Raw genomic sequence first — 24,786 nt, 5'->3', positions numbered from 1 at the left:
GTCAAATTTTTAAAGGTGGCGAGCGAAAGATGATTTCTAAAGCAACGGCGGAGCATTATCACTGGGGAGAACAATGCGACGGCTGGCATCTGCTCAAACGGTCGGATATGAGCATTATTCACGAGCGTATGCCGCCAGAGACAAAAGAGGTTCGCCATTATCATTGCCAGTCGCGGCAATTTTTTCTTGTGCTGAACGGTGAATTAACCATGGAGCTGGAGGGAGAACTGCATACCCTTAGCGCGCATCAGGGCATTGAAATTCCGCCGCAGGCAAAGCATCAGGCGCAAAATCTCAGCCCACACGCAGTAGAGTTTGTGGTTATTTCCCATCCGACGACGCGTGGCGATCGTATTGATATTGCATAACGGCGCCTGATGGCGCGTCGGCAAATTTTCCTCTCGCCCACGCGCTTGCAAAACACGCCTACCGCGTCGCGCGCTGCTTTTTCTGGGCGTATAAATACCAACAGGTGGAAGAGAGACAAAGCGCATAGCCGAAAAATTCCACGCCTTCTTCCACCATATTTTTGACCAACCGGTCATACCCTTCCTGCATCAGCTGCTGCCAGAGAAAATGCATGCCGAAAAAACGGGAAAAAACCAGAATGCAGAGCAAGCCGGAAAACATCATGCCGTAGGCGGGATGGCGCATAAAGCGAGCCAGCTGGCGCGCCGTATCAACAGGCTTCCTGGCGCAGTAACCGATGCTCAGAAGCGCGGCGAGAAGCGCGAACCAGACCCATGCGCCGTGCCGGATTTGGTCAAAGAGAAAATCCATTTCGCGAATTAGCATACAGCCAAAAAAACCGGCAATCAGTACGGCGCCTTGTCTGATTTCACCTGGCCTGGCGCCATAACGGAGAAACAGTATTACCGTGGCCGCCAGCATGAGCTCCTGCACAATTTCAGTGGCGGACGTTTCTTTAATCCCATCCTGTAACCAGGCGATATCAATATACAACGCGCTGATGGTGAAAACGACAAGAAAAGCAGAGGCGAAAAACGCGAGAATATTTTTTAAAACAAATGCCATAACCATTCACAATTAAGTAAATACTTAATTGTACTGATATTATTACTTAAAGGTTCGCGATAAGTGCGTAATAAAGAGCGTAACGTTAATAAGCTGCTGCTTAATGCCGCTTTTTGCCAAATAATATTATGGTATCGCGGCCATTTTTAGACTCAGCATTAAGCGGTAGCGACAATGCGGGAGCAACCGGCTTGCTTACCTGTCTGCTGGCGGCATCAGCGGGCCGCTCAGCACGGTGGCTTCCTGGCGGGTGGCAATAAAATCGGAAGCGCCCGTAAAATGCCAGACGCCCCTGATGCGTTCCCCGGTCAGATAATCCAGGGTTTCTTCATCAGCGTACCAGGCTACCAGCTTGGTCCCGGCGTAAAGCACCCAATAAAATCCTTCTTCCATACTTACCTCCGTTAGCGCAGGTTCTTTTTATCGGCAGTATAGAACTACGTACAAGGACCGGGACGTGAGCCGGATCGACTCCTGTTCCAGCCATCTAAAAAGGTTCATAAATCCTGGTTTCCAGGGCTGCGTCTGTCCCTCTGCTACACTTAAAACTTACCGAGTAACGTTTCAGGAGGGAAAGATGTTTGGTAAAGCCGACGATAAATTGAAAGAAGTTTCAGGTCTGGCCCAGGAAGCTTACGGGCGCGCAACCAACAGCCATCATGATGAAGCAAAAGGCGCTGCGCGCCGGTATGCAAACCAGGCAAGTTACGCCGTGCGCGATGCGGCTGACACCGTACGCGATCAGGTGACGTCTAATCCGTTAAGCGGCCTGGCGATTGCAGCCGCCGCAGGCGTTGTCTTGGGTTACCTGTTGGCACGCAAATAATTTCTCAGGGCCGCTATGCGGCCCTGCTTCTTTTCCCGCCCCGCTGTCATCGCGCTTCTTTCTCCTCTGTCAATCCATAAGTTTTTGTTATCTGACGCCTTTCATGTGCGCCGCGTTCTCTTACGTCGCTTTTAAGCGTGAAAAAGATATATTCTACAGCCTGTAGCTTTATAGTTATCCGTTTGTTTTTAAAAGAAAAACAAGAAAAGGGCCGATGCAGATTATTCTTACTTCCCTAAGCGCAATCAGCTTCTATATTTAATCGTGTAGCAACGATGCAGTAGCATTTAACGCTACTTTTACTTTCCTGGAAGAAAAGAAAATCTGGAGGTTTATATGGCCGAACATCGTGGTGGTTCTGGTAACTTCGCAGAAGATCGTCAGAAAGCTTCTGAAGCAGGTAAAAAAGGTGGTCAGCACAGCGGCGGTAACTTCGCTAATGACCGCGAAAAAGCCTCTGAAGCAGGTAAGAAAGGTGGACAGAATAGCCATGGCGGCGGACGTAAGTCTGACTAAGTGCGCTAAATAGCTACCTTTCAGGGAAAGAAAGTGTATAAAGCCTCTTCCTGGATAAAACCTCCAGGGAGAGGCTTTAACGTTATGGCCGCCTGCTTGTTCGATCCCCCCTCTTCTCGCCGCCTCATCCATAACTTAATTTGATGCTTGCCATCGTACGCAAGCGCAGCTATTGTTGCCGCGCCGCGCCGGTTGCTATCGCTGATTATTCGTCCTCTGTACGCTGCGGCTTGCGGTGGTCGTCATGGCTTAGCGTGTCGTCTTCCTCATAAGCGTTGCCTCCCTTCGGCGCCGCCTCGGGCAAGCCTTTGCTCGCCTCGCCTTCCTCTTTACGATGCGTATTGGAATCTTTGTCGACCATATAAACCTCCTGGCATGTTGGAGAAATAAGTGTAGCTGAGAACCCCGTTTTGCCCGCTAATGGGGCCTGGTAAAAAAGCCAGGCAGAGCCTGGCTTGCGCAATTATTCTGGCGCGTTGCCGCCGCCCTGCTGCGAAGGCCACTTCCAGCCGCGCACCTCCGGCAGGTCTTCGCCATATTCCCGCACATAACGGTGGTGAGCGGCTATCTTCTCCTGCAACTCATCCAGGATCTCATCCGCCTGCCCCTGTAATTTGTCAACGCGCAGAATTGCCGCCTGGGCCAGATGGAAGCGGTCGAGCTCGTTCATCACGGTCATATCGAAAGGCGTGGTGGTGGTGCCTTCCTCCATAAAGCCGCGAACGTGGAAGTTGCGATGGTTATGGCGCAGGTAAGTCAGGCGGTGGATAAGGCTCGGGTAGCCATGGAAAGCGAAAATAACCGGTTTATCTTTGGTAAAGATCTCATCAAACGCTTGCTGACTCAGGCCGTGCGGATGCTGCTCCTGGGTCTGTAGCGCCATCAAATCCACCACGTTAACTACCCGCACGCTCAGGTCCGGCAGATAGTGGCGCAGCAAGTCGACGGCGGCCAGCGTCTCCATGGTCGGCACATCGCCTGCGCAGGCCATCACCACGTCCGGCGCTTTGCCTTGCTGCTCATTGCCCGCCCAGGGCCAAACGCCAAGCCCCACTTCGCAGTGCTTCACCGCCTCGTCCATGGTCAGCCACTGCGGCTCAGGCTGCTTGCCGGCCACGATGACATTAATGCGGTCCCAGGTTTTCAGGCAGTGGTCCGCCACCCACAGCAGCGTGTTGGCGTCAGGCGGCAGATAAATGCGCACAATGTCCGCTTTCTTATTCGCGACATGATCCATAAAGCCCGGATCCTGATGGCTGTAGCCGTTATGGTCCTGTCGCCAGACATGGGAGGAGAGCAGATAGTTAAGGGAAGAGACGGGTTCGCGCCACGGCAGCTTGCGTGTCACCTTCAGCCATTTGGCGTGCTGGTTGAACATCGAATCGACAATATGGATAAAAGCTTCGTAGCAGTTAAACAGGCCGTGACGGCCCGTTAACAAATAGCCTTCGAGCCAACCCTGACACTGGTGCTCGCTCAAAATTTCCATCACGCGGCCATCCGGCGCCAGTTGCTCGTCGTAAGGCTCAACCGGCTCCTGCCAGGTGCGGTTGGTCACGTCAAATACGTTGCTAAGGCGGTTGGAGGCGGTTTCATCCGGGCCGAAGAGGCGGAAGTTATCCTGGTTACGCGTGAAGATATCGCGCAGGTAACTGCCCAGCACTTCGGTAGACTGAACCTGCGGCTCGCCCCGGGTCGTCACCTCGACGGCATAATCGCTGATAGCCGGGGTTTGCAATTCGCGCCGCAGCCTGCCGCCATTGGCATAAGGCGTTGCGCCCATGCGTTTATCGCCCTCTGGCGCCAGCGCCCGCAGCTCGGGCTTAAGCCTGCCCTGCTCGTCAAAAAGATCTTCGGGGTGATAGCTGCGCATCCACGTTTCCAGGATCTGGCGATGTTCGTCATTCTCCCGGCAGGAGGCGACAGGCACCTGATGCGCGCGCCAGAAACCCTCCACTTTTTTGCCATCGACCGTTTGCGGTCCCGTCCAGCCTTTAGGGCTGCGCAGAATGATCATCGGCCAGCGTGGGATAGCCTGCGCCTCGCCGCCGCTGCGCGCCTGCTGCTGATAGCGGCGGATGTTGTCCAGCGCCTGGTCCAGCGTCTGCGCCATCTGCCGATGCATTTTTTCCGGCTCGTTGCCGCTGACGAAAAACGGCTCGTAGCCATAGCCGCTGAAGAGTTGCCGCAGGTCGTCGTCGCTGGCGCGTCCGAGCAGGGTGGGATTGGCGATTTTATAACCGTTAAGGTGCAAAATGGGCAGCACCGCGCCGTCGCGCGCGGCATTGAGGAACTTAATGCCGTGCCAGCTTGAAGCCAGCGGCCCGGTCTCGGCTTCGCCGTCGCCGATAACACAGGCGGCAATCAGATCCGGATAGTCAAATACCGCGCCAAAGGCGTGCGAAAGCGAATAGCCTAATTCGCCGCCTTCATTAATGGAGCCCGGGGTTTCCGGGGCTGCATGGCTTGGAATGCCGCCGGGAAAGGAGAACTGCTTAAAAAGCTTTTGCATGCCCGCGGCATCTTCGCTGATGTCCGGGTAGATCTCGCTGTAGCTGCCTTCAAGCCAGGTGTTCGCCACCATCCCCGGCCCGCCGTGACCGGGTCCGCAGATGTAAATCATCTCAAGAGAGCGGCGGCGAATGACCCGGTTGAGGTGCGCATAGATAAAGTTAAGCCCCGGCGTAGTGCCCCAGTGGCCGAGCAGGCGGGGCTTGATGTGCTCGGGACGCAGCGGCTCGCGCAGCAGGGGGTTATCCATCAGGTAGATTTGCCCAACGGACAGATAATTGGCGGCGCGCCAGTAACGGTCGAGCAACTGCAGTTCTTCATTAGCGGCTGACGGTGAAGATGGTTGCGTCATGCTTTCCCTCCGGTAGTGGTTATGCAGACGAGGGGCGCTCGCCCCTGCGCAATCGAATACTGCTTTAACCCTACTAGAAGAATGGCGGACTGGCGAAAAAATGGCGGCGATTCAACGGGGCGGATAAAACGTTCTCTTTTGCACGCTGCTGCGCAAGGGCGTCTGCCTGCGTGGCGAAGCGTCGTTAAAGGGGTCCGCCGGCGAGGACTCGAACCTCGTACCCCCTGCTCAGTTGACAGTTACTCTTACCTGGTGAGCTACCGGCGGAATACGTTTATTGTGTCTGGATTAAGCCCCATTAATCGATTTAATCATGGCGCGGATAATTAGCTAAGCCACTGTAGTTATAGCGTTAACAGAAGGGGCTGGTTAATGAACAGGTTTTGTTCATATCAATAAGCATGTCTTAAGAAACAGCAAAGCGCAAATGACTGCCACGCATTTTGTTTTACAACCCCCTGAAATTGTACAAATAATTTCTATATGTACAGGCTTGCGCTTATTAGTTGCGCATCATGAAAAAAAAGCTAAAAAAAACCCGCCTGAGCAGGCGGGCAATATCAGGAATAACTCTAAACAAGAGAGGAAAACCGACAAATTAAACATAGAGGGTTACGCCAGATATTCAACACTTAACCCAAATTAATGGGTCGAATATTAATTTATTTAACCATTTTTACCTTTCATCGCTTTCTACTAATGCGTTTCTACTCCTCAGGGAGTAGTTATTGCCGCTTCACGGCGTATCGTGCACTGTCCCTTACAGCGCCAATCCCGCACCGTCATCTCTGGCTGGTTTGCGCACTGGCGACACTATGCAGCCACAGGCAAATGGGCAGCCACAGGCAAATGGGCAGCGACAGGCAAATGGCGTAACGGTCTGCTGTCAGGGGTTTTTGCTGGCGGGCTTCGCTTTTATAGCACCTTTTATTTGCATCCTTATTAACGCGCCGTTTAGGGTATGTTGAAATACATGCAGTCTAAAAAGGGTATTATCGGCGCGGGACTGTCTTCAGAAATAAAAAACCTGGAGCGAATGCATTATTTTAGCACCCGCCTTCATGTAACCCCCCCCTTAAAATCTTCCACGTTTACTATAAAACCAGAACTTTTCTAACCGATTGTTTTTAATAAATTTATAAAGGAAAGTATTTGTTTCTTTTCATTATCGCTATTTCTAAATAAACCCTAAACGGCCCCACCAATTATTTACGACTTCTGTTAAGCTATTAAATGGCTGTCCTTATAATCATCACAAACCCAGAATGAGATGATTATTTTGACTGACAGCAACCTGCCTTTTTCCTGCGCGCCGCAGCCGGGCGAGCACCTTATTACCGCGCTCGTTACCGGGAAATGTATCCCCGGCCCTGTCTGGAGCAAGTGGGATTACCGGCTGAAATTTTTGCTTCGCTCCCTGCTCTTCTACTCTTCTACGCGGCGGATGCTTTCCGGCCTCGCGCAGCGGGCCGATTTTGGGCAACTGCTCCAGTCGCAAATTACGCTGCCTGGCAAAACCCATCGTCTTTATCTTGTTCGCGGTTTGTCGGCGGGCCAGCGGGCCGAGGCCATACTCAGCCACTACCAGTTTTTGAGCACATTGCCGACGTCTCTTGCCAGCGCGTTTACGGCAATATCAGAGACGCCGTTGTTGCAAGTTCAGGGTAAAGAAGAAACCGCCTTCACCCTTAGCGCCTCCTGCGCCAGAAAGGCGGAGCGCGAAGGCGAATGCACGCTCTGGCTGCGCGATGCAAACCAGACCCTGCTTGCCAGCCTGACGTTCAGCGTCACGCGTCGGCAAAAGCAGTGGCAGCTGGTTATCGGCGGCTTACAAGGGCCGCGCCGTAACGTTACACATGAAGTGATTAAACAAGCGACGCGCGCCTGCTATGGTTTGTTTCCTAAACGGCTGCTGCTGGAATTTCTCTGGCAACTCGCGGCGCTTACGGATATCCGCGCCATCTATGGCGTCAGCAACAACGGGCATGTGTTTCGCGCGCTGCGTTACCGGTTCAGCAAGGGCCGCCATTTCCATGCCAGCTACGACGAATTCTGGGAATCGGTGGAAGGCGTGCGTGAAGATGCGTTTCGCTGGCGTCTGCCGCTGCAGCTGGAGCGAAAAACGCTGGAGAGCATTCCCAGCAAAAAACGCGCGGAGTACCGTCGCCGCTTCCAGTTGCTGGATAGTATGCGCGCGCAGCTAAGCGCGCGGTTTGCGTCACGCCTCTGATAACGACAAGGCGTTCTCCAGCTTTGCGCGCTCCCTCAAGCAACGGGCCAGTTTCAACGGCCTGCTTCAGGCGGCGCGTTTCCCCCTGCGCTTTCATAAAGTAAATACTGACGTAACCATCTTCCCGCCACGCCGGGCGGCGTTCGCTTGTTCCATAACAGATCAATAGACAACGCCCGCGGCCAGCCTGGCACAGGCAGCGCGACCAGGCTACCAGGCACGGCGAATTCCGCCACCAGCGCGCAGGGCAAGGTGCACCAGCCAAAGCCTTGTACCGCCATGCTGAGCAGCATCAGATAGTTTGGCGCCGACCATACCGGCCCACGGCAGAGGTTATCAGGCCTTTCCAGATAGGTATTCAGCTGCAGTTCGCGCCAGGCATGAAGTTCATCAAATGTAATTTGCCTGCGCTGCGCCAGCGGATGGCGCGCGGCGACATAAATAGCCATATGGGTCTGGCGCGGCAGGCGGCTAAAGCCGATGTCGACCGGATAACTCTCCCTCGCCTCTATTAAGCCGGTCTGCGCGCGCCCTTTCTGCAGCAGATCGATGACGTCCTCATCTTCCCCAATCAAACACTCGAATTCGGTATGGGGAAAAGCGCTGTCGAAACGGGCAAGTAAGTTTTCCAGTACTTTAGGGTCCAGGGTATCGGAGAGCACGAACGACAGGCGCGGCTCCGTCTCGCCAGCTAAGGAGATAGCCAGCTCGTCCAGCCTTTCGCTGGCGGCAAGAATCGCCTGGACGTAGCCAAATACCTGATGTCCCTGCTCGGTCAGCACCGGTTGCCTGGCAGAACGGTCAAACAGCGTCACGCCCAGGTCGGCCTCCAGATTGGCGATGGCTGTACTGATAGTGGACTGATTTTTACGCAGCCTTCGCGCCGCCGCAGAAAACGACCCGGCGGCAACCGTTTCTACAAAGGCGGTCAGAGCTTCGGGAGAGTAACGCATGAAGTATCGCTTTTATCGATGGATTCTATCTTTAAGTTATCATCATCATCGATAAAATCGGAACCCTTGTTGATTAATCCTGCACGAAAAGGCGACCGAAAATGCAAACTTCCGAACCTGAAAAGCGCGCCCTTGCGGAGCGCGTATTCCATGCCGTCTGCTTTGAAGGCATTGCCACACTCATTCTTGCTCCCACCGCCGCCTGGCTGATGGGACGCAAGGTGATGGAAATGGGCGGGCTGACCGTTTTGCTGGCCACCGCCGCCATGATCTGGAACGTTATTTACAACGCGATATTCGACAGACTCTGGCCTGCGCACCGGGTCGCCCGCACGGCAAAAGTGCGCGCGCTGCATGCGGCAGGCTTTGAGTGCGGGTTTATCGTGATTGGCGTATCCATCGCCGCCGGTTTCCTGGGTATTTCCCTGACAGAAGCGTTCCTGCTGGAGATAGGTTTTATTCTCTTCTTCCTGCCCTACACCATGCTTTATAACTGGGTATACGACATCCTGCGGGCGCGGCTGATGCAACGTCGCAGAAACCGAAACCGCAAAGATGCGACCGCATGACGAAAATGAAGCGCAGAAGCGTCCTTTTTATTCACCGCAATCCTCCTTTGCAATCAGGACACCGAAGGCGAAAGGCAACAAAGTGAGCGACGTAAAGACAAGGATGTCAACCAGCGCCCAGGCTCCCCGCATAATCATTTCACTTTTTTCATGGCCGGATTAATGCAGAGACTGCCGTTTCATTGAGGTAAATAGTGAGTGCAGAATAAACAGGCGCTGCGCAATGAGAGCCTTTCCTCTGGTTCATTTAAATGTAACGCGGATCCTGTTTAAGACTTACTGATATTGCCTCTGACATTGAAAGGGTTAGTATGTCTAAAAAACAGGAGGCAGTTATGAAAAATGTAATTATTAGTATGATTGCAAAGATCTCCAAAATGGATGCGGAAGCCAAATTACTCACAGCACAAGTTGAAGCTCAATCCTTGCTCCTCAGCGCCATGCTTTTAACGTTAGGAAAACAGGGCGGCGCCGACGAGATGGTTGAAAGCGTAAAAAAAGCAATTAACGCAGCCCTGGACTCCTCAGACAGTCCCCTTAAAACAGACGCAGAGCTTCTGCTTACCCAGTTTAATGAATTGCTTTCCATAACCACACTGCTGGAGACAAAAGACCCTGAAATAAACCTTGAAGCGCTGCAAGAAATTCCTTCCTTACCGAGTGACAATAAAAGCACTTAAATCACTCGCCATACTTTAAATTACCCCTGCTGATTTACGCCTGCTCTTTTATCGCTAAGCATGCTTGCTTATACCCATGCTTATGGCTAACACTCTTTTCAGGGGCGCTCATAATTATGCCTGATGATGCATATTATCCTGCTGCCGTAAACGTTACGTCTGGGGGTACGGGATGCTGTGGCTCATTACAAAATATGCAATTACGGCAGGGCTTGTTGTTTTAATCTCTGAGGTTGCTAAACGCAGCGATCGCCTTGGCGGCCTCATCGCCGCACTGCCGCTGGTCACGGTTCTGGTCCTTGTCTGGATGAAACTCGAAGGGCAAAGCCAGCTAAAAATTGCCAACCATGCCTGGTACACGTTCTGGTATGTGGTGCCCACCCTACCCATGTTTATTCTGTTTCCTTTTCTTTACCAGCGGCTTGGTTTTTGGCTTACCCTGGCGGCCAGTTGCGCGACGACCATGCTGGTATTTATCGGCTGGGCGGCCTTGCTGAAAAGGTTTGGCATACATCTGCTATAAGCGCTGTGGTTTTTTACCTCTATTGAATGGGGATCATACGCACCTCTCCATTGTGAGGGCCATAAAAAAACCGCCCGTGGGCGGTTGGTATCATTTTTTTTCCAGAGATTCTGCTATCCGTCGCAAGTACTCATTGTTCTTAAATGTCACCATGATGCACTCAAAAAAGATACGGGCGAAGACAGCCATAATCAGCAACATGATACCGGCGGCGTTAAATCCGCGAGTAAAAAAGGTTAATACCGCTGCAATCACTAAGAATGCCAGAGTTATTATGTAAAGCGCACTGATAATTCTTGGGGTTATTAACTTATCAAAACTAAACATTCTGAAATCATCCTGATTTAAAAAAGAAAACATAGTATGGCTTCACGCCTGTTCCTACAACCCTGAATTCAGGGGATTCACAAACGCGAAATGATATGTTTTGCCCCTGTCTTAATATTAATGCGTGGAAAAACATAAATGCGCACAATGCATTGATAAAAAAGCATCTTAAAATAAATTTCCTGCGTTGAAGTAGCGTATAAGCCTGGCCGAAAACCCTTTTTTCGATGACGGATGACCCGAGGCTTTTTCTGGCGTTCCTCCAGCGGCCCAGCAAAAGGGGGTAATTTTTGATAATTAATGAACCGTATTATACCCGGCTTGCCGACGGCACTGACTCAGCCTTAGCGCGTGATGATACTGACTGGCAAGAAATCCGGTATAAAAAAAAAGCCAGCCCGGTGAGAGCTGGCGATTAACACACATGCAGCTTTATTCCGTGCCGGAAACCATTCGATAGACCACAGCTGGTTGTAGTGGTCCGCATGGAACAGGAGACAAACTCTTGCCGATGCGTTCTGATACACGGGTTTTACCAGATTGCAGAATTATTAGCCTGATTTAGCTAATGTCAATCCTCAGCAATGGCGAAAAAGCATTCTGGTGACGATTCGTTTATCAAGCATGCCCGCCTGCGGCCAACGATAGGCGAAGGGGCAACGCCATCCCCGGAACCCATTTTACGAACGCACATAAAAAACGGGAGCGCGATGGCTCCCGTTCTTCGTTAACCCGCCAGGCGGTGGAATAATCAGCTGCTATAAAGCCCCAGAGGGAAACAGCGTTTAATTTGAGATTCAGCTTTAAAAATAACAGGTCCGCCGCCAGCGTATTACAACGTCATTCGATACCGAACAACATCATCAGTTGCAGCAACCTTGTCATATAACTTACGGGCCGGATTACCGGAACGGGTAAACCAGTAGACTTTCGCCCAGCCTTCACTGATGGCTTCATTACGAAGATGTTCAAGCACAGCCTTGCCAATCCCCTTCCCGCGTAAACCATCCATGACAAAAAAATCCTCAAGGTAGCAAACCGGCTTATTGTAGTAGGTGCCTTCATGTAACACGCACATAGCAAAACCAACAACATTTCCATCGAACTCAGCAAGACGACAAAGAACAGGCGATGCCGGGTCAAGAGCACGCGTCCATGTATGTTGCGTAATATCTTCGCTAACGGAGCCACTACTGATACTGCTATAGCTATTCCAGAGAACCAGCCATGCATCAAAATCGCAGGCCTGCGCTTTACGGACCACAATGCTCATGTTTTATCTATGCCCAGAAAAAATTCAGAATAAAAATATACTCCGCACCCAGCCTCTGATAAACCAACCAGATTAGGGGATGGCTCCGCATTGAGAGCATCATCCAGCGCAAGCAGCAATTTTTGTAAGGGTCATCCTCAGCACGGCAAAGTAAATGAACATGATGGTCTGGGCATTAAGCTCAACAATGTCTCTGCCGGGCTGCTCACTTGAGATTCGTATTTGCCTGGAAACTTTACGGCTAACCTTGTTACGCAAGAGGCGAAATCGGCGCCTGTGTGTCCATACGATATGATAGTAAAAACACCAAAGCACATGAGATGTTTTCTGGAGTCTACGTATGGTTAAGCCCTTATCAGTTATAGAAATAACGAATGCAGATTTTCCTGTGCGTAGCATTGTTGGCAGAGCCAACCTGTTGCTGACCACCTAAACAGGAGGTGCTGTTTAGAGGTATATAAAAAAACGGGAGCGCAATGGCTCCCGTTCTTCATTAATCCGCCAGGCGGATTACATGTTCGCGATGATCGCGTCGCCAAACTCTGAACATTTCAGCAGCTTAGCGCCTTCCATCAGGCGTTCGAAGTCATAGGTCACGGTCTTGTTGTTGATAGCGCCTTCCATACCTTTGACGATAAGGTCAGCCGCTTCGAACCATTCCATATGACGCAGCAGTAGTTCATAGGAAACTGTATTGCTCTTTGATATAAAAAGATATTCTTTAAAAAATTTTAATTTAGCTCACCCTTTCATCGATATCTTAAGTCACTGATTTCTCGTAACCTCTTCTGTGTTTTGATAACCGTTTTTCGGCTCTTTCCAGACGTAGCAATGATGGTAAAAACCCTGTCGTTTTGTCCTCCAAAGGACGCGCGCGAGACCCACGATTTAGAAGAACGTAGGTCTATTTTTAACGTACTGTAACTACACTGTTTTTCCGCGTTCGCTTCGATCACTGTGTCGCTAATTGTCGTTATTTGTCTTTCCGGATCCGTTCGCGGCGGCCGGTCACGACACATTTACGACACAAAAGCGACACAGCCTTTTCCCTAATTAGCCCGGGCTACCGGCACATCAGCAAGGTGCGTCGTGTAGCACGGCGACAACATTTCCCTCCGCATCTGCCAGGACTGCGTTATCCCCTGACCGGCAAAATACAGCGTGCCCTTTCCGTCTTTCATGTTCAGCGTGTCCATTACTGACATCAGCGCGGCGCTGTTTGGCTTCGGTGCGTTATCGTCGAAAAGGTTAAGCTGCGCCACACCCTGGCTGAAGAAGTCGCCAAGCATCACGCCTGCTTTCTGGTACCGAAAACCGTCGCGCCAGATATGGTCGAGGCAGCGAACGGCGGCATTGATAATATCGCGGGTGTCCTGGGTGGGTGTAAGCAGCCGCTGGCCGACGCTATTCCCGTAAAAGGGATCGGCGGCATACGGTGAGGTTTTAATGAAGGTGGAAATGTAGCGGCAATACTGATGCTCACTGCGCAGTTTCTCCGCCGCGCGCGCCGCATACGAACAGACTGCCTCGCGCATACGCTGATAGTCGCTGACGCGCTCTCCGAACGAGCGGGAACAGATAATCTCTTGTTTTGCTGGCGCGAACTCTTCCAGCCCGAGGCAGCTTTCGCCGCGAAGCTCCCGCACCGTTCTTTCCAGCACCACGCTGAAGTGTTTGCGGATAAAACGAATATCGGTATCGCACAGATCAAGAGCAGTTTTAATGCCCATCGCTTCAAGTTTTTTGCTGATGCGCCGGCCAATGCCCCATACATCCTCGACAGGAACCAGCGCCATCAGCTTTCGCTGTCGTGTCTGGTTCGACAGGTCAACCACTCCACCGGTTTTGGTCCACTTCTTCGCCGCATGGTTCGCAAGTTTCGCCAGTGTCTTTGTCTGGGCAATTCCTACGCCGACAGTCAGCAGCGTATGCTGACGAATAGTGGCACGTATCTCCCGCCCGAACTCGTCCAGGTCTCGACAGTTTCTTACCCCGATCAGATCGCAGAAGGCCTCGTCGATGCTGTAAATTTCAACCCGGGGGCACATCGCCTCAAGCGTCGTCATCACCCGTTGCGACATATCGCCATAAAGAGCGTAGTTACTGCTGAACACCACAACGCCGTGCCGGCGAAACAGCTCACGCTGTTCGAAATACGGTGCGCCCCGCTTAATCCCTATAGCTTTCGCTTCGGCAGAAAGCGCGATAACACAGCCGTCGTTATTGCTCAGAACCACTACCGGCTTATGTCTCAGATCCGGGCGCCACGCTGTCTCACAGCTTGCATAGAAGCTGTTCACGTCCACCAGCGCAAACATCACAGCACCGGATTTTCATCAGTAAACGCGATGGCGCCGTTCACGAAAAACGTCACCACTCCCACAACATTCACATCTTTTAGCGCGTCGCCTTCAATGCTCTCGCCATCTTCAGTTATCAGCACACCGCCCATTATCACAGCGAACTGCAACTGACCGAGCGCGGCCACCAGCACGCGCGCGCCTTCCTTCGGCATCATATCGGGCTGAATGATTGCGTAGCCGGATGGCGTTTCTACAAGACATGAGCTGCGGTTAACGCCGCAAATTTCTTCTAATTTGAGTTTTGGTACTGCTGCGTGCATTGTTATCCTCCCCTGATAAAATACTGTTTATATTTACAGTAGTTTTAAAAGAGAGGAGGATCAAGCTATAGCAGCCTATTGATCCGCGCTCAAAGCCCCCTCAAGCTTTGTCTTTTTATGGGTATGATTACGTTTTGTTCCAATCTTTGATATGAGCATCTTCCCTACAGAAATGAAGGTTTTTTCTATAAGATGATGCACAAAGTAAGCGAGAAATAGCGACAGGATGACCAAATATATAACCTGAGAAAACCCTTTCTGATTATTGAATAGAGTAAAGACTTCAGGGTTTTTACGAAATATTTCAATCAAAATCGCATGTGTTAAATACAATGAATAAGACACGTCGCCTAAAAAGCTCAAAGGTTTAATGTCTCTTAAGTTGTTATTCATTTCAAATATTAGCGCCGACACAACCAAAGCAAAACACCACGCGCCCCAAAGAAGCGGGCCATGTCCGTACACCTGAACAGAGAGAATTACCAAGGACGAAATCAAGAAAAGAAATAATGAAAACAGGGTTAAAGTACGTTTAATTCTATCAGATAAGGTAATTGACTGAATAAACAAAATTAACTTATACGCAACAAGCCCGTAAATGAAATTGATAAATAGAGGTGAAGATAAGAAAGTTAATGGAGCGTGCCAAATAGTCCCGGTCGCAAAATTATTACTGTTGTATGCGAGAAGAGTTACCCCTCCTGTGTAGTAGTACTGAACGCCCAAGACAAAAAGCAGTATCAATCCGGAGCAGATAAGCCATCTGAATCTGTGAGACAGGACAAAAGAAAGCAGGAATAAAGCATAGAATGCTATTTCGTAGCTGAGTGTCCAAGCGGGTCCTAAGAGATTATATCCGAAAAAAGGTGATCCAGCATCATAGTTAGTGTTTAAAGGTATTGCAGATCGCAGCAGAAATGAAAACCCACCTTGATTGCTTATAAATAGATATGTCACAATCAAAGATACAAATAAAAGCGGATATATCCTGAAAAATCTTCTTAAGAGATATTTTAAGGGCATAAAGGATTCTTTTCTCTCAGTTGAATAACAGATGATAAAGCCACTAATGATAAAGAATAAATCTACTCCAAAAGCCCCGCTATTAAATAGCATATCCCCTAAATCTTTTTGCGCGTATACATCATTAAGCGTGGCCTTAAGATGATAAAAAACAACCATCAAAGCCGCTATGCCACGAAGATAATGTATACTTTTTACTTTCCCCAGAACCACAGTAAACACCATATGATAGTAAAAATCCCATACTATTACTTATATGGCTAACTTACAATTCTCAAAAGCTTCTTATTCATGGTGTTATAATAAAAATGAAACACTGTATATATTAACAGGTATATCAAGCATATCAGGGTTAAACTCGGCCTATGCTCTGGCTTTTGCTGTTGATTCAGCCTTAACTTGGCTGTAACATTCTAGCTTTATAAGAGGTAAGTTTTATGAGTACATTTGCAAAAGTAAGCCATTGGTTTATCAGGGCAATGGGTGTGACATGCCTGCTAATGCTAATAACAGGCATGTCTTCTGCGAAGGGCTTCGTTGGTATTGATGTTGCAATGATAGCTATCTGGTTGTGGGATGAGTATTCGCTATGGAAGCACAAGCAATAGCTATTTACTGGGGAATAAATCCTCAAGCTTGCTAATTCTGGCCTCCAGTTTCTGCCGTTCTCTTCGCTGATATGCAGCTTCTAACCACAGACACTGGTCTGAACGAATGCCCCAGCGGTTTCCCGCCGGTGTAACCAGCACTCTACCCTCAGGCTTTACAACCTCTGTCCAGGCTTCTTTCTTGACGATTAACTGCATTGATACATCCAAAATAGAAGAATACTCGGCAGGATGCTCAACCACCTCCTCAGGGATAATATCGTACTGGTCTTGCCATTCATCGTAACAGAGCAGGCCAAGGCGAGTCCCGTCGATTCCTTTGGAATCAAACGCATCTTTAATTTGTTGTGCAATAACGCCAAAATGCCAGCGCGCGTCAGCCTGCCCCTTTTCTTTAATAGAATTCAGCCACTGAAAAGCGATTATTGATACATCGCCCCACGCATCAAGTATTGCATCTTCGTCATTAGCCATGGTTTTCGATAGCTCTGACGCAGTGACTGGCTGTGATTTTTCGCGGCCGTCTGAAGTATTAATTGAGCCGGTGCCAGCAAAAACAGTGCTCCAGCGGTTTACGATATCACCTAACGGAGTAGAATTATCATTGCCAGGGGTTAGCGCTCGCTGGGATACTGCGGCAGGCTTAATCTGGAGACGCACCTCATTTCCGGATACAAATTTTAAGCCAGTGTCGCCTGTTGTACCTAAATAAGTCCCGTTTGCGTCAGTTGTCACGAAACCGTAAAAGTTACCAGTCGCTCCGCCGCGCCAGTTTATAGCATTCGTTAGTTGTGATGGATCTACGCCAAATCCTGCGGCACCATTCTGGAACATCTTGCCAAGATTGGGCGCATAATAGCCATAGCCATCCATCTGTCTGACATTTATAGCTACGTTCGCTCCCTGAGCCGCCTTTAAATGCTCAATATAAACTCCACTCTGTTCACCTATTACGCCAGTGCTTCCAAGCAGTACATCATTAATATACACACCTTTACGATTAAGTATCGTCCCGGTTCCATTATGTGAAGGGGATGAATAAAATCCCTGCATATTTTCCAGAGAGCCGCTCCCGGCGTAATTAATACGATCCTGAAAGCTGTAAGCGTGATTTTGAGCGTGGCCGCCAGTTATGATTAGCGTTGAATCAAAAGCTCCATACCCGCCATAATCAGAAGCCTGATTAATAACTGTCTTATCTGCGAAGGCGTGGCAGTTTGTAGGAGCGTTATCAATACGACGCGCAATGTTTATGGCATCTCTTAGCGAATCAGGTGACGGCCATGTAGCACCTGTTACGCCGACTGGCTGGTCGCCAACTATAAGATTTCCGTACGTGGTTGAGATGCGTAAACCGCCGGACATTATGTCGCCCCGCTTGTCTACTGCATCCGCAACTAAATCCACGCCACCAGGCGCAGCAAGATTTGCTCTTAAAGATGCATCTCCGACTGATACCCAGGACCCCTTTCCTACACCACCGGTATTTTGTGGCGTTGAACCATCTGGCACTTTTTTTGGAAACGCACCATCCCATCGATAATACTCACCATTGTTCGTGTCGCGCAAAACCTGATTCGGAAGCGTGATATTTGCGCCCGCCTGAAATGAATCCAGAGTGATATATCCGTATTGAGAGATAGCTTGCTTACTTATTTTTTCCTGTCCATATCGAGTGATACGCTGCCTGCCAAACCTGTCAGGCCAATATTCTTTTTGCATATCATTTTCGAAGTGATCCATGTTTTCGGCATTATCGAATAAATCGCGCGGATCAGAAGAACCAAGCGGATTACGTGTATTATAAGTGGTCATGCTTGCTCCGGACATAAAAAACCCGCCTTAGGCGGGTCGTGTTTTCCGTTAGTGTTAGACGGCGGCGCCAGGGTAGTTCGCGTCGTCAAACTGGTAAAAAAGCGGTGAATACTGAGCAGCTGTAAGCTGGCAGGTACCATCTGAAGAAGGATCAATGCTGCTGATAATTGCGTCATAACCAACACGCTTTGACGAGCAGAACACCAGCCGCAGCGGCTCAATGTAAGGACTATCCATGTCCCACTCATCCAAGCGAAGCGCGCTGCTCTCCGGTATCGTCAGGGTGAATTCATCCACCCGCTGAGGTATTAGCAGCACAGACGCGCTACCGTCCTGAAAGCGTAACACGCAACGCGGGTTTTCAAACGTCCAGTCAAGTGGCTCGCTGACTTTCAGTGTCACGGTTTCGCCGTCACGGCTCATATCCGTAATAAGACAGCTGATGGTCTCGCTGCCGGGAATGTCATCGGTCAGTACCAGACGGTCACCGAACTGATAACACAGCGCATCCAGTTCCGTGGCGGCGGAATGCGACAGGTGCTGATAGATGTATTTCATCAAACGACGCATGCCGATGCGCCACGCGCGGTCTGCGTCAATAACGCCGTCGAGTTTGTAATCCTCAATTTTACGTGGCGTGTCACTACCAAAGCGACACTGAACAGTTTCTTCCGCCCACGTCACCGAGCTGATAAAAGTCACATCGACTGCATCAAAATCATCTTCCGTGGGCGCCGTAAAAGCGGTCTGCATCGTATCTGTCGTTTCCTGCGGGCTTACCACCCCAGACCATGCTTTTATCCCTTCCCTTCCAACCGAAGCCAAGCCATCTGACAGTAGGAAATAGCCCATCCCCGCATTACAGATTTTTTTCAGAATATCGAGCGCGGAGGATCCAGACTCGCTGGCTGAGTAATCGAAAGTTTCACCGCGTGGCGTCCACCAGGCAGATTCGATCGCTGCGATACCATCACCATCAATCTGGTCCTCCCGCATGCCGATGCTTGTCAGCACATGCCAGATAGCGCCGCTGATGCTGCGCGACGGGAAATGCTCATAACGGCGCTTAGCCGTTATGCTTATCCGCCGATCAGATTGAGCAGCCAGACGTGAGCCGGTACGGATTGTCAGCGCAATGGTCGTAACGTCATCATAGCGGATTGGCCTGCTGGAAAGCCTTGCACGCAGCGCCTGCCAATAAACCTGATCGCGGGTGCTGCTGCCAGCAGGCGGTTCTGTGCGGCGCATGCGTACCTCATATTGTCCGCGTGCCACGTCAAGAACCTCCGTAAAGCCTATCTGATCCTCCGTTTTCCGGGTGTAGCTGAACGCCTTTTCCTGCCAGTCCTCTTGGCTGCCCGCGGGACGGTATTGAACGACCACAACCACGGTCTTGTTTCTCTTTTTTCCTTTGTCGTTGTACTTCACCAGACCATTCTGGAAGTTAAGATTAATTTCCAGCCGATCGGTGGTTTCCCCGTCCGGGCAGGAGAGAAACGGGCCTATCCAGTCGTATTTATCGTTTACGCCAGTGACTGACGCATCCAGCAAGGTGCGGCTGACAAATCCAGGCCAGGTAGCATCTACACTGGTTATGTTATTACCAGAGACTGCCACACGAGCCACTGTAATTGTCAGCCCATCGATAGCTGTAATCTGATACTGGTAATTCGCCGGCGAGAGGCTGAACCTTTGCTGTCCGTCCGGCAAGCCAGCAAATTTCCCGCCGCCGCTGGCATAGGAAAGCCGGATATTAGCCATACGGCCAGCAGCGCCCCCGGTGGATGCCACACCTGTTACAGAAGATGGTGCACTTCCGAATACCGCCACCGGCAGCGTACTGTAAGTAATGACACCGCCTGCAAACGGGCTGGATTCTTCACTGATGATAATGCGGCCTGACCTGTCATTTGCTACAAGCCCGGAGCCGGTTAGCTGGCTGGTAATTGCCGCCACCAGCCCGCTCATGTTGACATAGTTCGCCGTCAGCGAAACGGGCCAGGTGCGCCCCTTCCACGTAAAGGAAAATGTCTGCGGTGACGTGCTGAAATTATAGGTCTGCGGCGCCGCGCTGGCGGTAACCGACGCGGTACTGCCTCCGACACCCGGAACTGGTGCTATAGCGGGCTGATAGGAATCAACCACCAAATCGAACTGATCGTTGTTGATGCCGAGCGTTACCGGCATGCCAGCTACCGGCGCGATTTCTGATACGGAACCAGATATAACGCTGTAACCTTCGATTGTGGTCACGGTGTAGGTATCAGGCGCCTCGATATCAATGAGCGTGCCGGTAACCCAACCAAGTGGGATTTCCGTTTCGCTGTCATCGTCATTATCAGGCGAAGAGCCAATCAGCGTCACGGTACCGCCAGATACCAGCACGGCGTCAGCTGTGATACTTGCCGTTTCAGGCCCGCTGGAGCCAAGGTCAAGTCCTGCCGTTCCGGATCCAGTATTGCCCACCTCCGTTGAGTTGTACCAGTTTTCGGAGCGCGGGTCGGCCGACACATCCGCGCCCGGTTGATAGATGGTATAGGTAACATCTTCACCAAAGCTGAGGACGGGCGTGGCGCCGATGCGGATATCATCCATGCTGATGTCGTCAAACTCCCCAACACCAACGCAGAGAAACATGGTGGTTATCATGTCACGCTCGTTACTGAACCGGCTCACCGGCTGCACGACATAATCCGGATAAATGCGGTACAGGCCAAACACCTCGCGAATAGGGTCGCCCAGGCGCGCCGTATTGGCTTTGGCCGGATCGAGGGAAATCTGATCACCCTGCCCTGCAGCACTGAAGCCTCCTTTATCCATCGTGGACATCATGTAAATCGAATAAGCTGCAGATGCCACCGCCACCGCCACGGCAGACCAAGCAACCCAGGCGGGAACCGCCGGCCCGTAGGGGACAGGATAAATCCGGACGTCACTGTCAGCATGTAACTGACATTGCGGCCACGACTTCGGCGGCACCGGTGTGCCATTAACCTCAACAGCTATCGGGTGCTGAGGTCTGTTTTGTGCGTAGCATGCGACGTTTTCCATTAGCCACTGGTGAAGCGTAATAGCGCCGTTTTTGTGCGTTTCCAGCGGCTCACCCGGAAGTCGTGAAGGGAAAATTCGGATTGTCACTCGTAATACTCCACTTTCGAGTAAAGCCGCTCAAAGCGTGCGAGCGGCAGCACAGTCACATTGCGATGGGGATTCGACTCCATTACCTGAAGCATGCTGTCAAGACTAATCACAACACCCAAGTGATCGATAACGCCACCGGAATAACACGCGGCAACAGCCCCCTCTTTCGCCTCTGTCCGGCGAACAGTCCGGCTGAAATCAGCACAGAGACGTGCCATTGTATCCCCCTCTCGGATCACCCCCTCGAAAACGGGCCACCCTGGCAAACCAAGGTCTTTTCGTACCTCATGCACGACCCCGTAGCAGTCGAGAACGGGGTAGACGCGGCCTCCCATCTGCCAGATGACAGAACGGTATTTATCGATATCAAGCATAAGAACCTCAGAGGTAACGCAGACCTGGATAAGCAGGGAGGGTGTAACGGTAGCGCGGCCAGGCAAGGTCCAGCACGTTCATATAGCCCGCCGTAATCTGCACTTCGGTTGCTGTCCAGTATCCGGACTTAATCGATAGTGTGTACGGGCGGCCTACCGGCGCGCTCAGGCTTGTCGAGATGTAAAGCCGGTAGGTCAGCGTGGCGCCGGAAAGATTCTGAAGCGCATCCCGGATAGCTCCGGAAACCGTGCCGGTGACATTGCTTATAGCGAATTTAAGATCCTGCGTGCCATCGTCATTGCGTGCCGGCAGCGCGATATCTATTCCACAGGCGACGAACGTTACCAGTTCTCCACCCTCAGTAGTTGCGGTTATATCGTCCCATCCACGGGTGAGGTAATACAGCTTGTCACCGATGTTAATCTGCAGCGTCTCAATGAGCACCTCATTCCCGCCCGAGGCATAAAGCCGGTTTAGTACTGTCATACTTAAGGCCACTCCCTGTTTAATGCCAGATCGATTATGTCCGAACCGGTGATAAAGCTAAGGAAATTGCCCCAGCCAGGCGGAAGTAACGGACGTTCACTCAGCTCGAGCTGAGCCGAATAGCGCCAGAAATTGCCACCCTCCAGATCCGGGCCTTCATAGATATCCGTGAACCGGCACACCTTCGGCGATTCACCGCCAGGCGTTCGCAGGTTCATATTAAACCAGGCCGCGCCATCCATAAGCGCATCGCGAAACCAGGCTTCGAACGCCTGCGCCTGCTTGTCAGTCAGCAACCATGACACGTTCGCAACAGTCGGCGTTGAGATGTAGCGTCGGCGCTGCCTGGCACGCCCGCTTGCCATTTCTGTACGTACCAGCGGGCTGACAGGTCGCAGGCCATAGCCTTCCTGCAGAGGAACTGGAAGTTCATTATGCGGATAGTTAATAGTGGTGGTGATAGCCATCAGCGTTTCTTCCTCCCAACCGTCCAGGCACTGTTAAGCGCTTTGGAAGCTTTTCCGGTGCCCGCAGCCAGATCGTTGGTTGTCATCTGATAACCCAGACTGGCACCGCGCGTTACTGCGCTTTCAATAAGCGCTAGGGTGCGCTGATCAGGATCGCCATGCACTTCAACGGGAATGGTGATGTTCGAAACCTGACCACCAATGGATTGCTTGCCCACTCGATCAAGGGTTGCATCAAGTTTCGCGCTGGTCCTGGCTGTAGTGACACGCTCCCCCTTCTGCAGCAACCATGTACCCGTTTCCGGTACTGAATCGATGCCGTCATGCGCTTGGCCTTTAAGCGCGGTGCTGACGCCAATCATCAGCACACCTGCCGCCGCAGCTGCGGCTGTTGCCTGCGCTGGCGCAACGGCCGGGCCAACGTAGGGAACTCCTATCCATTGCGTGAAGGCGTTCAGCGCTGCCATTGCAACCTGAGCAGCGGCATATTGAAGCAGTGCTGTACCCATTGACTGAATAAAAGTGGCCGCAAAGTCTTTCACGTTCATTTTGCCAGTCTCGGCCCATTCAACAATCATGTCCGTGAGGCTGCTGAATGCCTGCGCGCCGACCTGCTGCATGCTGCTGTACAGGTCCATAGAAGCTTCAATTTGCGTAGCCAGACCCGATACAAATCCGGCCGTGCCATCGTTTCGCAACTGGTCTAACTTGGCGTAATAGTCCTCCTGAATTTTCAGACGTTCTTCCAGCGCATCGTTTAACGCGGAAGTCTCTTTTTCGTAGAGATACTGGGTAATGTCACCCGCCTGGTATTGCTTTTGCAAATCGCTTTGTCGCGACAGGAAATCAGCCTGTAGCTGCAGGCGTTCTTTCATGCGCCCGCGTTCCTGCTCTCCAAGCCAACCGCCAGAAACATCGATATCGAGAGAAGATTTCGCGTTCTGGTTAGAAGACTGCAGACCAGACACGTACTCGGCAAGCTTCTGGTTTTCCTCATTCGCCTTGCGGACACCATTAAGGCGGTCGATTTCAGTCGCCAGTTGCTCAAGTCGGGTTTTCTGCGCGGCGTTAAGACCCGCGAGCTTGCCATCGGCGATGTCGAACTGGAGCTTTTGAAGTTCAGTCACTTCAACGGTTTTCTTACCCGTAATGTCGATTAGCGCAATCTGGCGCTGGTAAGCCATCTCAGCGGATTTGAAAGCATTCTCAAGCTTTTTAGCTGCATTATCCGTTGTCGGCTTGCCGTTAGTTTCACCGGCACCGAGCTTAAATCCAGTACTGGATGTGCTACTTACGGCTGCAGTGTTGACAGGCAGGCTAGTCTTGAAATCTTTAACATCTGCAAGTCTTTCACGTAATTCAATAAGCTCTTTTCGGCGAGAGTCCGTATCCATCCCGATCCGATTTATATCCGCAAGAACGCCCTTATCGTTCAGATCCGCTTCCAGGTTCTTTATTCGACGCTCTATTTCAATGCGCGAAGCATTCGCGGCGACCTGTTGACCGCCCTGGAAGTTTTCAATCAGGCGACCCAGCTCTGATGCCGCCTTACCAAGCCATCCAACAAGAGAAGCAACGCCACCCACAATGTCAGATAAACCCTGTAAAACTGCCGGGTCGGTAAAAGTTGTTTTAAGATCATCCAGACCGTGCTGGAGTGGTGACAGGTCAACCTTCGCCAGACCTGCAGCAATCTCCATTTTCAGACCTTTTGCCTGCGCCTCTAGATCCTGAAATATCTGATTCGCCTTCAGAAGGTCATCAATAGATTCCTGATCCGGAGCAACACCATAGTCTTTCGCCAGTTGAATAAACTGCGTTAGTTTCTGGTTATTGTTATCAAAGAGAGGCAATAGCTTGGAAAGGTCGTTGCCCAGACTTTCCAGAATATTGATCTTTTCAGCATTGGTGTTAATTTTCCCAAGGGCTTCCCCAATAGCTAGAAGTTGCTTATCTGGTGTGACTTTAGAGAGCTTCTCGGCAGAAAGCCCCAGGGCATTTAGCGCATCGACCGCTTCACCCGATTTATTCAGAACTGCGTCACCGATTTTATCGCCAATGTCCTTGAAGATATCAGCTATCTGATCGCCTGATACACCGGCCTTTTCAGCGGCAAATTGCCATGCCATCAGTTCCTGAGTGGATACGCGCAGCGACTTCGCCCACCTGTCTGTTTCAGTGATTTGTTCAGAAGTGGATTTGAGTAAGGCAATGCCGGCCGATGATACGGCAACTGCAGCGCCCGCTGCGGCGGTTCCTATGGTGGCAATGGCAGAGCCAGCCGCTTTCACATCTGACTGAACCTTTTTTCGCCACTTTTCAGACGAGCGCTCTGCTTTATCCATGCCAGCAACAAAACCACCTACCCTGGCGATCAGGTCTATCGTCAGGGTTCCAAGGGATTTACCGGCCATATAATCTCCATAAAAAACCGCCAAGCGGATATTTTTATA

The 24,786-nt window shown here is 51.1% G+C and carries 24 protein-coding genes, 1 tRNA gene and 1 pseudogene; 8 read left to right on the top strand and 18 right to left on the bottom strand.

The annotated features are described in order from the left end of the window. The first annotated feature begins 29 nt into the window (after positions 1-29). A complete protein-coding gene (locus ACU4F7_RS08860) occupies positions 30-368 on the top strand; it encodes a cupin domain-containing protein (protein WP_029592567.1) in 339 nt (112 codons plus the stop codon). Between the two features lie 58 nt (positions 369-426). On the opposite strand, the gene ACU4F7_RS08855 is transcribed toward ACU4F7_RS08860, so the two are convergent. Both ACU4F7_RS08855 and ACU4F7_RS08850 read right to left on the bottom strand, forming a co-directional pair. Then, positions 427-1,035: a hypothetical protein gene (locus ACU4F7_RS08855; RefSeq protein WP_481638454.1), complete on the bottom strand. Its 609-nt coding sequence runs from the start codon at positions 1,033-1,035 to the stop codon at positions 427-429. A 195-nt stretch (positions 1,036-1,230) separates the two neighbouring features. Further along, the gene (locus ACU4F7_RS08850; RefSeq protein WP_029592563.1) at positions 1,231-1,428 is read right to left on the bottom strand and encodes a hypothetical protein; all 198 of its coding nucleotides are present in this window, start codon (positions 1,426-1,428) and stop codon (positions 1,231-1,233) included. 184 nt (positions 1,429-1,612) lie between these two features. Between ACU4F7_RS08850 and ACU4F7_RS08845 the strand changes: the two genes are divergently transcribed. After that, positions 1,613-1,861 carry a glycine zipper domain-containing protein gene (locus ACU4F7_RS08845; RefSeq protein WP_024558013.1) on the top strand — a complete coding sequence of 83 codons (249 nt, stop codon included), beginning with the start codon at positions 1,613-1,615 and terminating at the stop codon, positions 1,859-1,861. 336 nt (positions 1,862-2,197) lie between these two features. Beyond that, positions 2,198-2,377 (top strand): con-10 family general stress protein, encoded by a 180-nt coding sequence (locus ACU4F7_RS08840; RefSeq protein ID WP_024558012.1) that lies wholly within the window; start codon positions 2,198-2,200, stop codon positions 2,375-2,377. A 205-nt stretch (positions 2,378-2,582) separates the two neighbouring features. Here the strand turns inward: ACU4F7_RS08840 and ACU4F7_RS08835 are convergent, their stop codons facing one another. From ACU4F7_RS08835 to ACU4F7_RS08825, 3 genes are all read right to left on the bottom strand, one after another. After that, entirely contained in the window at positions 2,583-2,738 is a 156-nt protein-coding gene (locus ACU4F7_RS08835) for a hypothetical protein (RefSeq protein ID WP_167541496.1), read from the bottom strand. A gap of 102 nt (positions 2,739-2,840) precedes the next feature. Beyond that, positions 2,841-5,240, bottom strand: a complete 2,400-nt coding sequence (locus ACU4F7_RS08830) for a phosphoketolase family protein (protein ID WP_481638453.1) — start codon at positions 5,238-5,240, stop codon at positions 2,841-2,843. Between the two features lie 193 nt (positions 5,241-5,433). After that, positions 5,434-5,507 (bottom strand) — tRNA-Ser (locus ACU4F7_RS08825). Between the two features lie 160 nt (positions 5,508-5,667). On the opposite strand from ACU4F7_RS08825, the gene ACU4F7_RS08820 reads away from it, so the two are divergent. Together ACU4F7_RS08820 and ACU4F7_RS08815 are read left to right on the top strand one after the other, a co-directional pair. Further along, a complete protein-coding gene (locus tag ACU4F7_RS08820) occupies positions 5,668-5,886 on the top strand; it encodes a hypothetical protein (RefSeq protein ID WP_481638452.1) in 219 nt (72 codons plus the stop codon). A 624-nt stretch (positions 5,887-6,510) separates the two neighbouring features. Next, positions 6,511-7,470 carry a VirK/YbjX family protein gene (locus ACU4F7_RS08815; RefSeq protein ID WP_029592561.1) on the top strand — a complete coding sequence of 320 codons (960 nt, stop codon included), beginning with the start codon at positions 6,511-6,513 and terminating at the stop codon, positions 7,468-7,470. 53 nt (positions 7,471-7,523) lie between these two features. On the opposite strand, the gene ACU4F7_RS08810 is transcribed toward ACU4F7_RS08815, so the two are convergent. Beyond that, complete coding sequence (locus ACU4F7_RS08810) at positions 7,524-8,423, bottom strand: LysR family transcriptional regulator (RefSeq protein WP_481638451.1); 900 nt, start codon at positions 8,421-8,423, stop codon at positions 7,524-7,526. A 101-nt stretch (positions 8,424-8,524) separates the two neighbouring features. Here ACU4F7_RS08810 and ACU4F7_RS08805 point away from each other — a divergent pair, with 101 nt between their 5' ends. From ACU4F7_RS08805 to ACU4F7_RS08795, 3 genes are all read left to right on the top strand, one after another. Then, on the top strand, positions 8,525-8,992 hold the full coding sequence (locus tag ACU4F7_RS08805; RefSeq protein WP_481638450.1) for a multidrug/biocide efflux PACE transporter: 468 nt from the start codon (positions 8,525-8,527) through the stop codon (positions 8,990-8,992). Between the two features lie 335 nt (positions 8,993-9,327). Beyond that, a complete protein-coding gene (iraP, locus tag ACU4F7_RS08800) occupies positions 9,328-9,672 on the top strand; it encodes an anti-adapter protein IraP (protein WP_029592558.1) in 345 nt (114 codons plus the stop codon). A gap of 172 nt (positions 9,673-9,844) precedes the next feature. Next, positions 9,845-10,195, top strand: a complete 351-nt coding sequence (locus ACU4F7_RS08795) for a DUF3147 family protein (RefSeq protein WP_024558006.1) — start codon at positions 9,845-9,847, stop codon at positions 10,193-10,195. A 90-nt stretch (positions 10,196-10,285) separates the two neighbouring features. Here the strand turns inward: ACU4F7_RS08795 and ACU4F7_RS08790 are convergent, their stop codons facing one another. The 12 genes and pseudogenes from ACU4F7_RS08790 to ACU4F7_RS08735 all read right to left on the bottom strand — a co-directional run bounded on the left by ACU4F7_RS08790 (position 10,286) and on the right by ACU4F7_RS08735 (position 24,747). Then, on the bottom strand, positions 10,286-10,522 hold the full coding sequence (locus ACU4F7_RS08790; RefSeq protein WP_024558005.1) for a DUF4282 domain-containing protein: 237 nt from the start codon (positions 10,520-10,522) through the stop codon (positions 10,286-10,288). Between the two features lie 832 nt (positions 10,523-11,354). Then, positions 11,355-11,795 (bottom strand): N-acetyltransferase family protein, encoded by a 441-nt coding sequence (locus ACU4F7_RS08785; protein WP_481638449.1) that lies wholly within the window; start codon positions 11,793-11,795, stop codon positions 11,355-11,357. 510 nt (positions 11,796-12,305) lie between these two features. Further along, positions 12,306-12,485: pseudogene (locus ACU4F7_RS08780) on the bottom strand (isocitrate/isopropylmalate family dehydrogenase); the annotation flags it as partial. A 359-nt stretch (positions 12,486-12,844) separates the two neighbouring features. Continuing rightward, complete coding sequence (locus ACU4F7_RS08775) at positions 12,845-14,113, bottom strand: Y-family DNA polymerase (protein ID WP_024559579.1); 1,269 nt, start codon at positions 14,111-14,113, stop codon at positions 12,845-12,847. After that, the gene (locus ACU4F7_RS08770) at positions 14,113-14,418 is read right to left on the bottom strand and encodes a hypothetical protein (protein WP_024559578.1); all 306 of its coding nucleotides are present in this window, start codon (positions 14,416-14,418) and stop codon (positions 14,113-14,115) included. The genes ACU4F7_RS08775 and ACU4F7_RS08770 overlap by 1 nt, the downstream gene beginning before the upstream one ends. Positions 14,419-14,493: 75 nt before the next feature. Continuing rightward, complete coding sequence (locus ACU4F7_RS08765; RefSeq protein ID WP_160170546.1) at positions 14,494-15,654, bottom strand: acyltransferase family protein; 1,161 nt, start codon at positions 15,652-15,654, stop codon at positions 14,494-14,496. A gap of 395 nt (positions 15,655-16,049) precedes the next feature. Beyond that, complete coding sequence (locus tag ACU4F7_RS08760; protein WP_024559576.1) at positions 16,050-17,864, bottom strand: tail fiber/spike domain-containing protein; 1,815 nt, start codon at positions 17,862-17,864, stop codon at positions 16,050-16,052. Positions 17,865-17,918: 54 nt separating this feature from the next. Beyond that, on the bottom strand, positions 17,919-21,002 hold the full coding sequence (locus ACU4F7_RS08755; RefSeq protein WP_024559575.1) for a host specificity factor TipJ family phage tail protein: 3,084 nt from the start codon (positions 21,000-21,002) through the stop codon (positions 17,919-17,921). After that, positions 20,999-21,379 carry a hypothetical protein gene (locus ACU4F7_RS08750; RefSeq protein WP_024559574.1) on the bottom strand — a complete coding sequence of 127 codons (381 nt, stop codon included), beginning with the start codon at positions 21,377-21,379 and terminating at the stop codon, positions 20,999-21,001. Before ACU4F7_RS08750 ends, ACU4F7_RS08755 begins: the two co-directional genes overlap by 4 nt. 7 nt (positions 21,380-21,386) lie before the next feature. Further along, on the bottom strand, positions 21,387-21,866 hold the full coding sequence (locus ACU4F7_RS08745) for a DUF1833 family protein (protein WP_024559573.1): 480 nt from the start codon (positions 21,864-21,866) through the stop codon (positions 21,387-21,389). 2 nt (positions 21,867-21,868) lie between these two features. After that, entirely contained in the window at positions 21,869-22,333 is a 465-nt protein-coding gene (locus ACU4F7_RS08740) for a hypothetical protein (protein ID WP_481638448.1), read from the bottom strand. After that, on the bottom strand, positions 22,333-24,747 hold the full coding sequence (locus ACU4F7_RS08735) for a phage tail tape measure protein (protein WP_024559571.1): 2,415 nt from the start codon (positions 24,745-24,747) through the stop codon (positions 22,333-22,335). Before ACU4F7_RS08735 ends, ACU4F7_RS08740 begins: the two co-directional genes overlap by 1 nt. Positions 24,748-24,786: the final 39 nt, after the last annotated feature.

It is taken from the genome of Franconibacter pulveris (genome assembly GCF_056780215.1).
The sequence above is the reverse complement of the archived record's forward strand: the minus strand, read 5'-3'. Positions and strand labels throughout refer to the sequence as shown.

Bases quoted from the DNA above. Each gene is read 5' to 3' on its own strand.
- ACU4F7_RS08795 (WP_024558006.1), top strand. From the start codon at position 9,845: ATGCTGTGGCTCATTACAAAATATGCAATTACGGCAGGGCTTGTTGTT.
- ACU4F7_RS08740 (WP_481638448.1), bottom strand. From the start codon at position 22,333: ATGGCTATCACCACCACTATTAACTATCCGCATAATGAACTTCCAGTT.
- ACU4F7_RS08785 (WP_481638449.1), bottom strand. From the start codon at position 11,795: ATGAGCATTGTGGTCCGTAAAGCGCAGGCCTGCGATTTTGATGCATGG.
- ACU4F7_RS08815 (WP_029592561.1), top strand. From the start codon at position 6,511: ATGATTATTTTGACTGACAGCAACCTGCCTTTTTCCTGCGCGCCGCAG.
- ACU4F7_RS08810 (WP_481638451.1), bottom strand. From the start codon at position 8,423: ATGCGTTACTCTCCCGAAGCTCTGACCGCCTTTGTAGAAACGGTTGCC.
- ACU4F7_RS08845 (WP_024558013.1), top strand. From the start codon at position 1,613: ATGTTTGGTAAAGCCGACGATAAATTGAAAGAAGTTTCAGGTCTGGCC.
- ACU4F7_RS08835 (WP_167541496.1), bottom strand. From the start codon at position 2,738: ATGGTCGACAAAGATTCCAATACGCATCGTAAAGAGGAAGGCGAGGCG.
- ACU4F7_RS08805 (WP_481638450.1), top strand. From the start codon at position 8,525: ATGCAAACTTCCGAACCTGAAAAGCGCGCCCTTGCGGAGCGCGTATTC.
- ACU4F7_RS08850 (WP_029592563.1), bottom strand. From the start codon at position 1,428: ATGGAAGAAGGATTTTATTGGGTGCTTTACGCCGGGACCAAGCTGGTA.
- ACU4F7_RS08745 (WP_024559573.1), bottom strand. From the start codon at position 21,866: ATGACAGTACTAAACCGGCTTTATGCCTCGGGCGGGAATGAGGTGCTC.
- ACU4F7_RS08860 (WP_029592567.1), top strand. From the start codon at position 30: ATGATTTCTAAAGCAACGGCGGAGCATTATCACTGGGGAGAACAATGC.
- ACU4F7_RS08770 (WP_024559578.1), bottom strand. From the start codon at position 14,418: ATGCACGCAGCAGTACCAAAACTCAAATTAGAAGAAATTTGCGGCGTT.
- ACU4F7_RS08750 (WP_024559574.1), bottom strand. From the start codon at position 21,379: ATGCTTGATATCGATAAATACCGTTCTGTCATCTGGCAGATGGGAGGC.
- ACU4F7_RS08790 (WP_024558005.1), bottom strand. From the start codon at position 10,522: ATGTTTAGTTTTGATAAGTTAATAACCCCAAGAATTATCAGTGCGCTT.
- ACU4F7_RS08855 (WP_481638454.1), bottom strand. From the start codon at position 1,035: ATGGCATTTGTTTTAAAAAATATTCTCGCGTTTTTCGCCTCTGCTTTT.
- ACU4F7_RS08735 (WP_024559571.1), bottom strand. From the start codon at position 24,747: ATGGCCGGTAAATCCCTTGGAACCCTGACGATAGACCTGATCGCCAGG.
- ACU4F7_RS08775 (WP_024559579.1), bottom strand. From the start codon at position 14,113: ATGTTTGCGCTGGTGGACGTGAACAGCTTCTATGCAAGCTGTGAGACA.
- ACU4F7_RS08820 (WP_481638452.1), top strand. From the start codon at position 5,668: ATGACTGCCACGCATTTTGTTTTACAACCCCCTGAAATTGTACAAATA.
- ACU4F7_RS08840 (WP_024558012.1), top strand. From the start codon at position 2,198: ATGGCCGAACATCGTGGTGGTTCTGGTAACTTCGCAGAAGATCGTCAG.
- ACU4F7_RS08760 (WP_024559576.1), bottom strand. From the start codon at position 17,864: ATGACCACTTATAATACACGTAATCCGCTTGGTTCTTCTGATCCGCGC.
- ACU4F7_RS08830 (WP_481638453.1), bottom strand. From the start codon at position 5,240: ATGACGCAACCATCTTCACCGTCAGCCGCTAATGAAGAACTGCAGTTG.
- iraP (WP_029592558.1), top strand. From the start codon at position 9,328: ATGAAAAATGTAATTATTAGTATGATTGCAAAGATCTCCAAAATGGAT.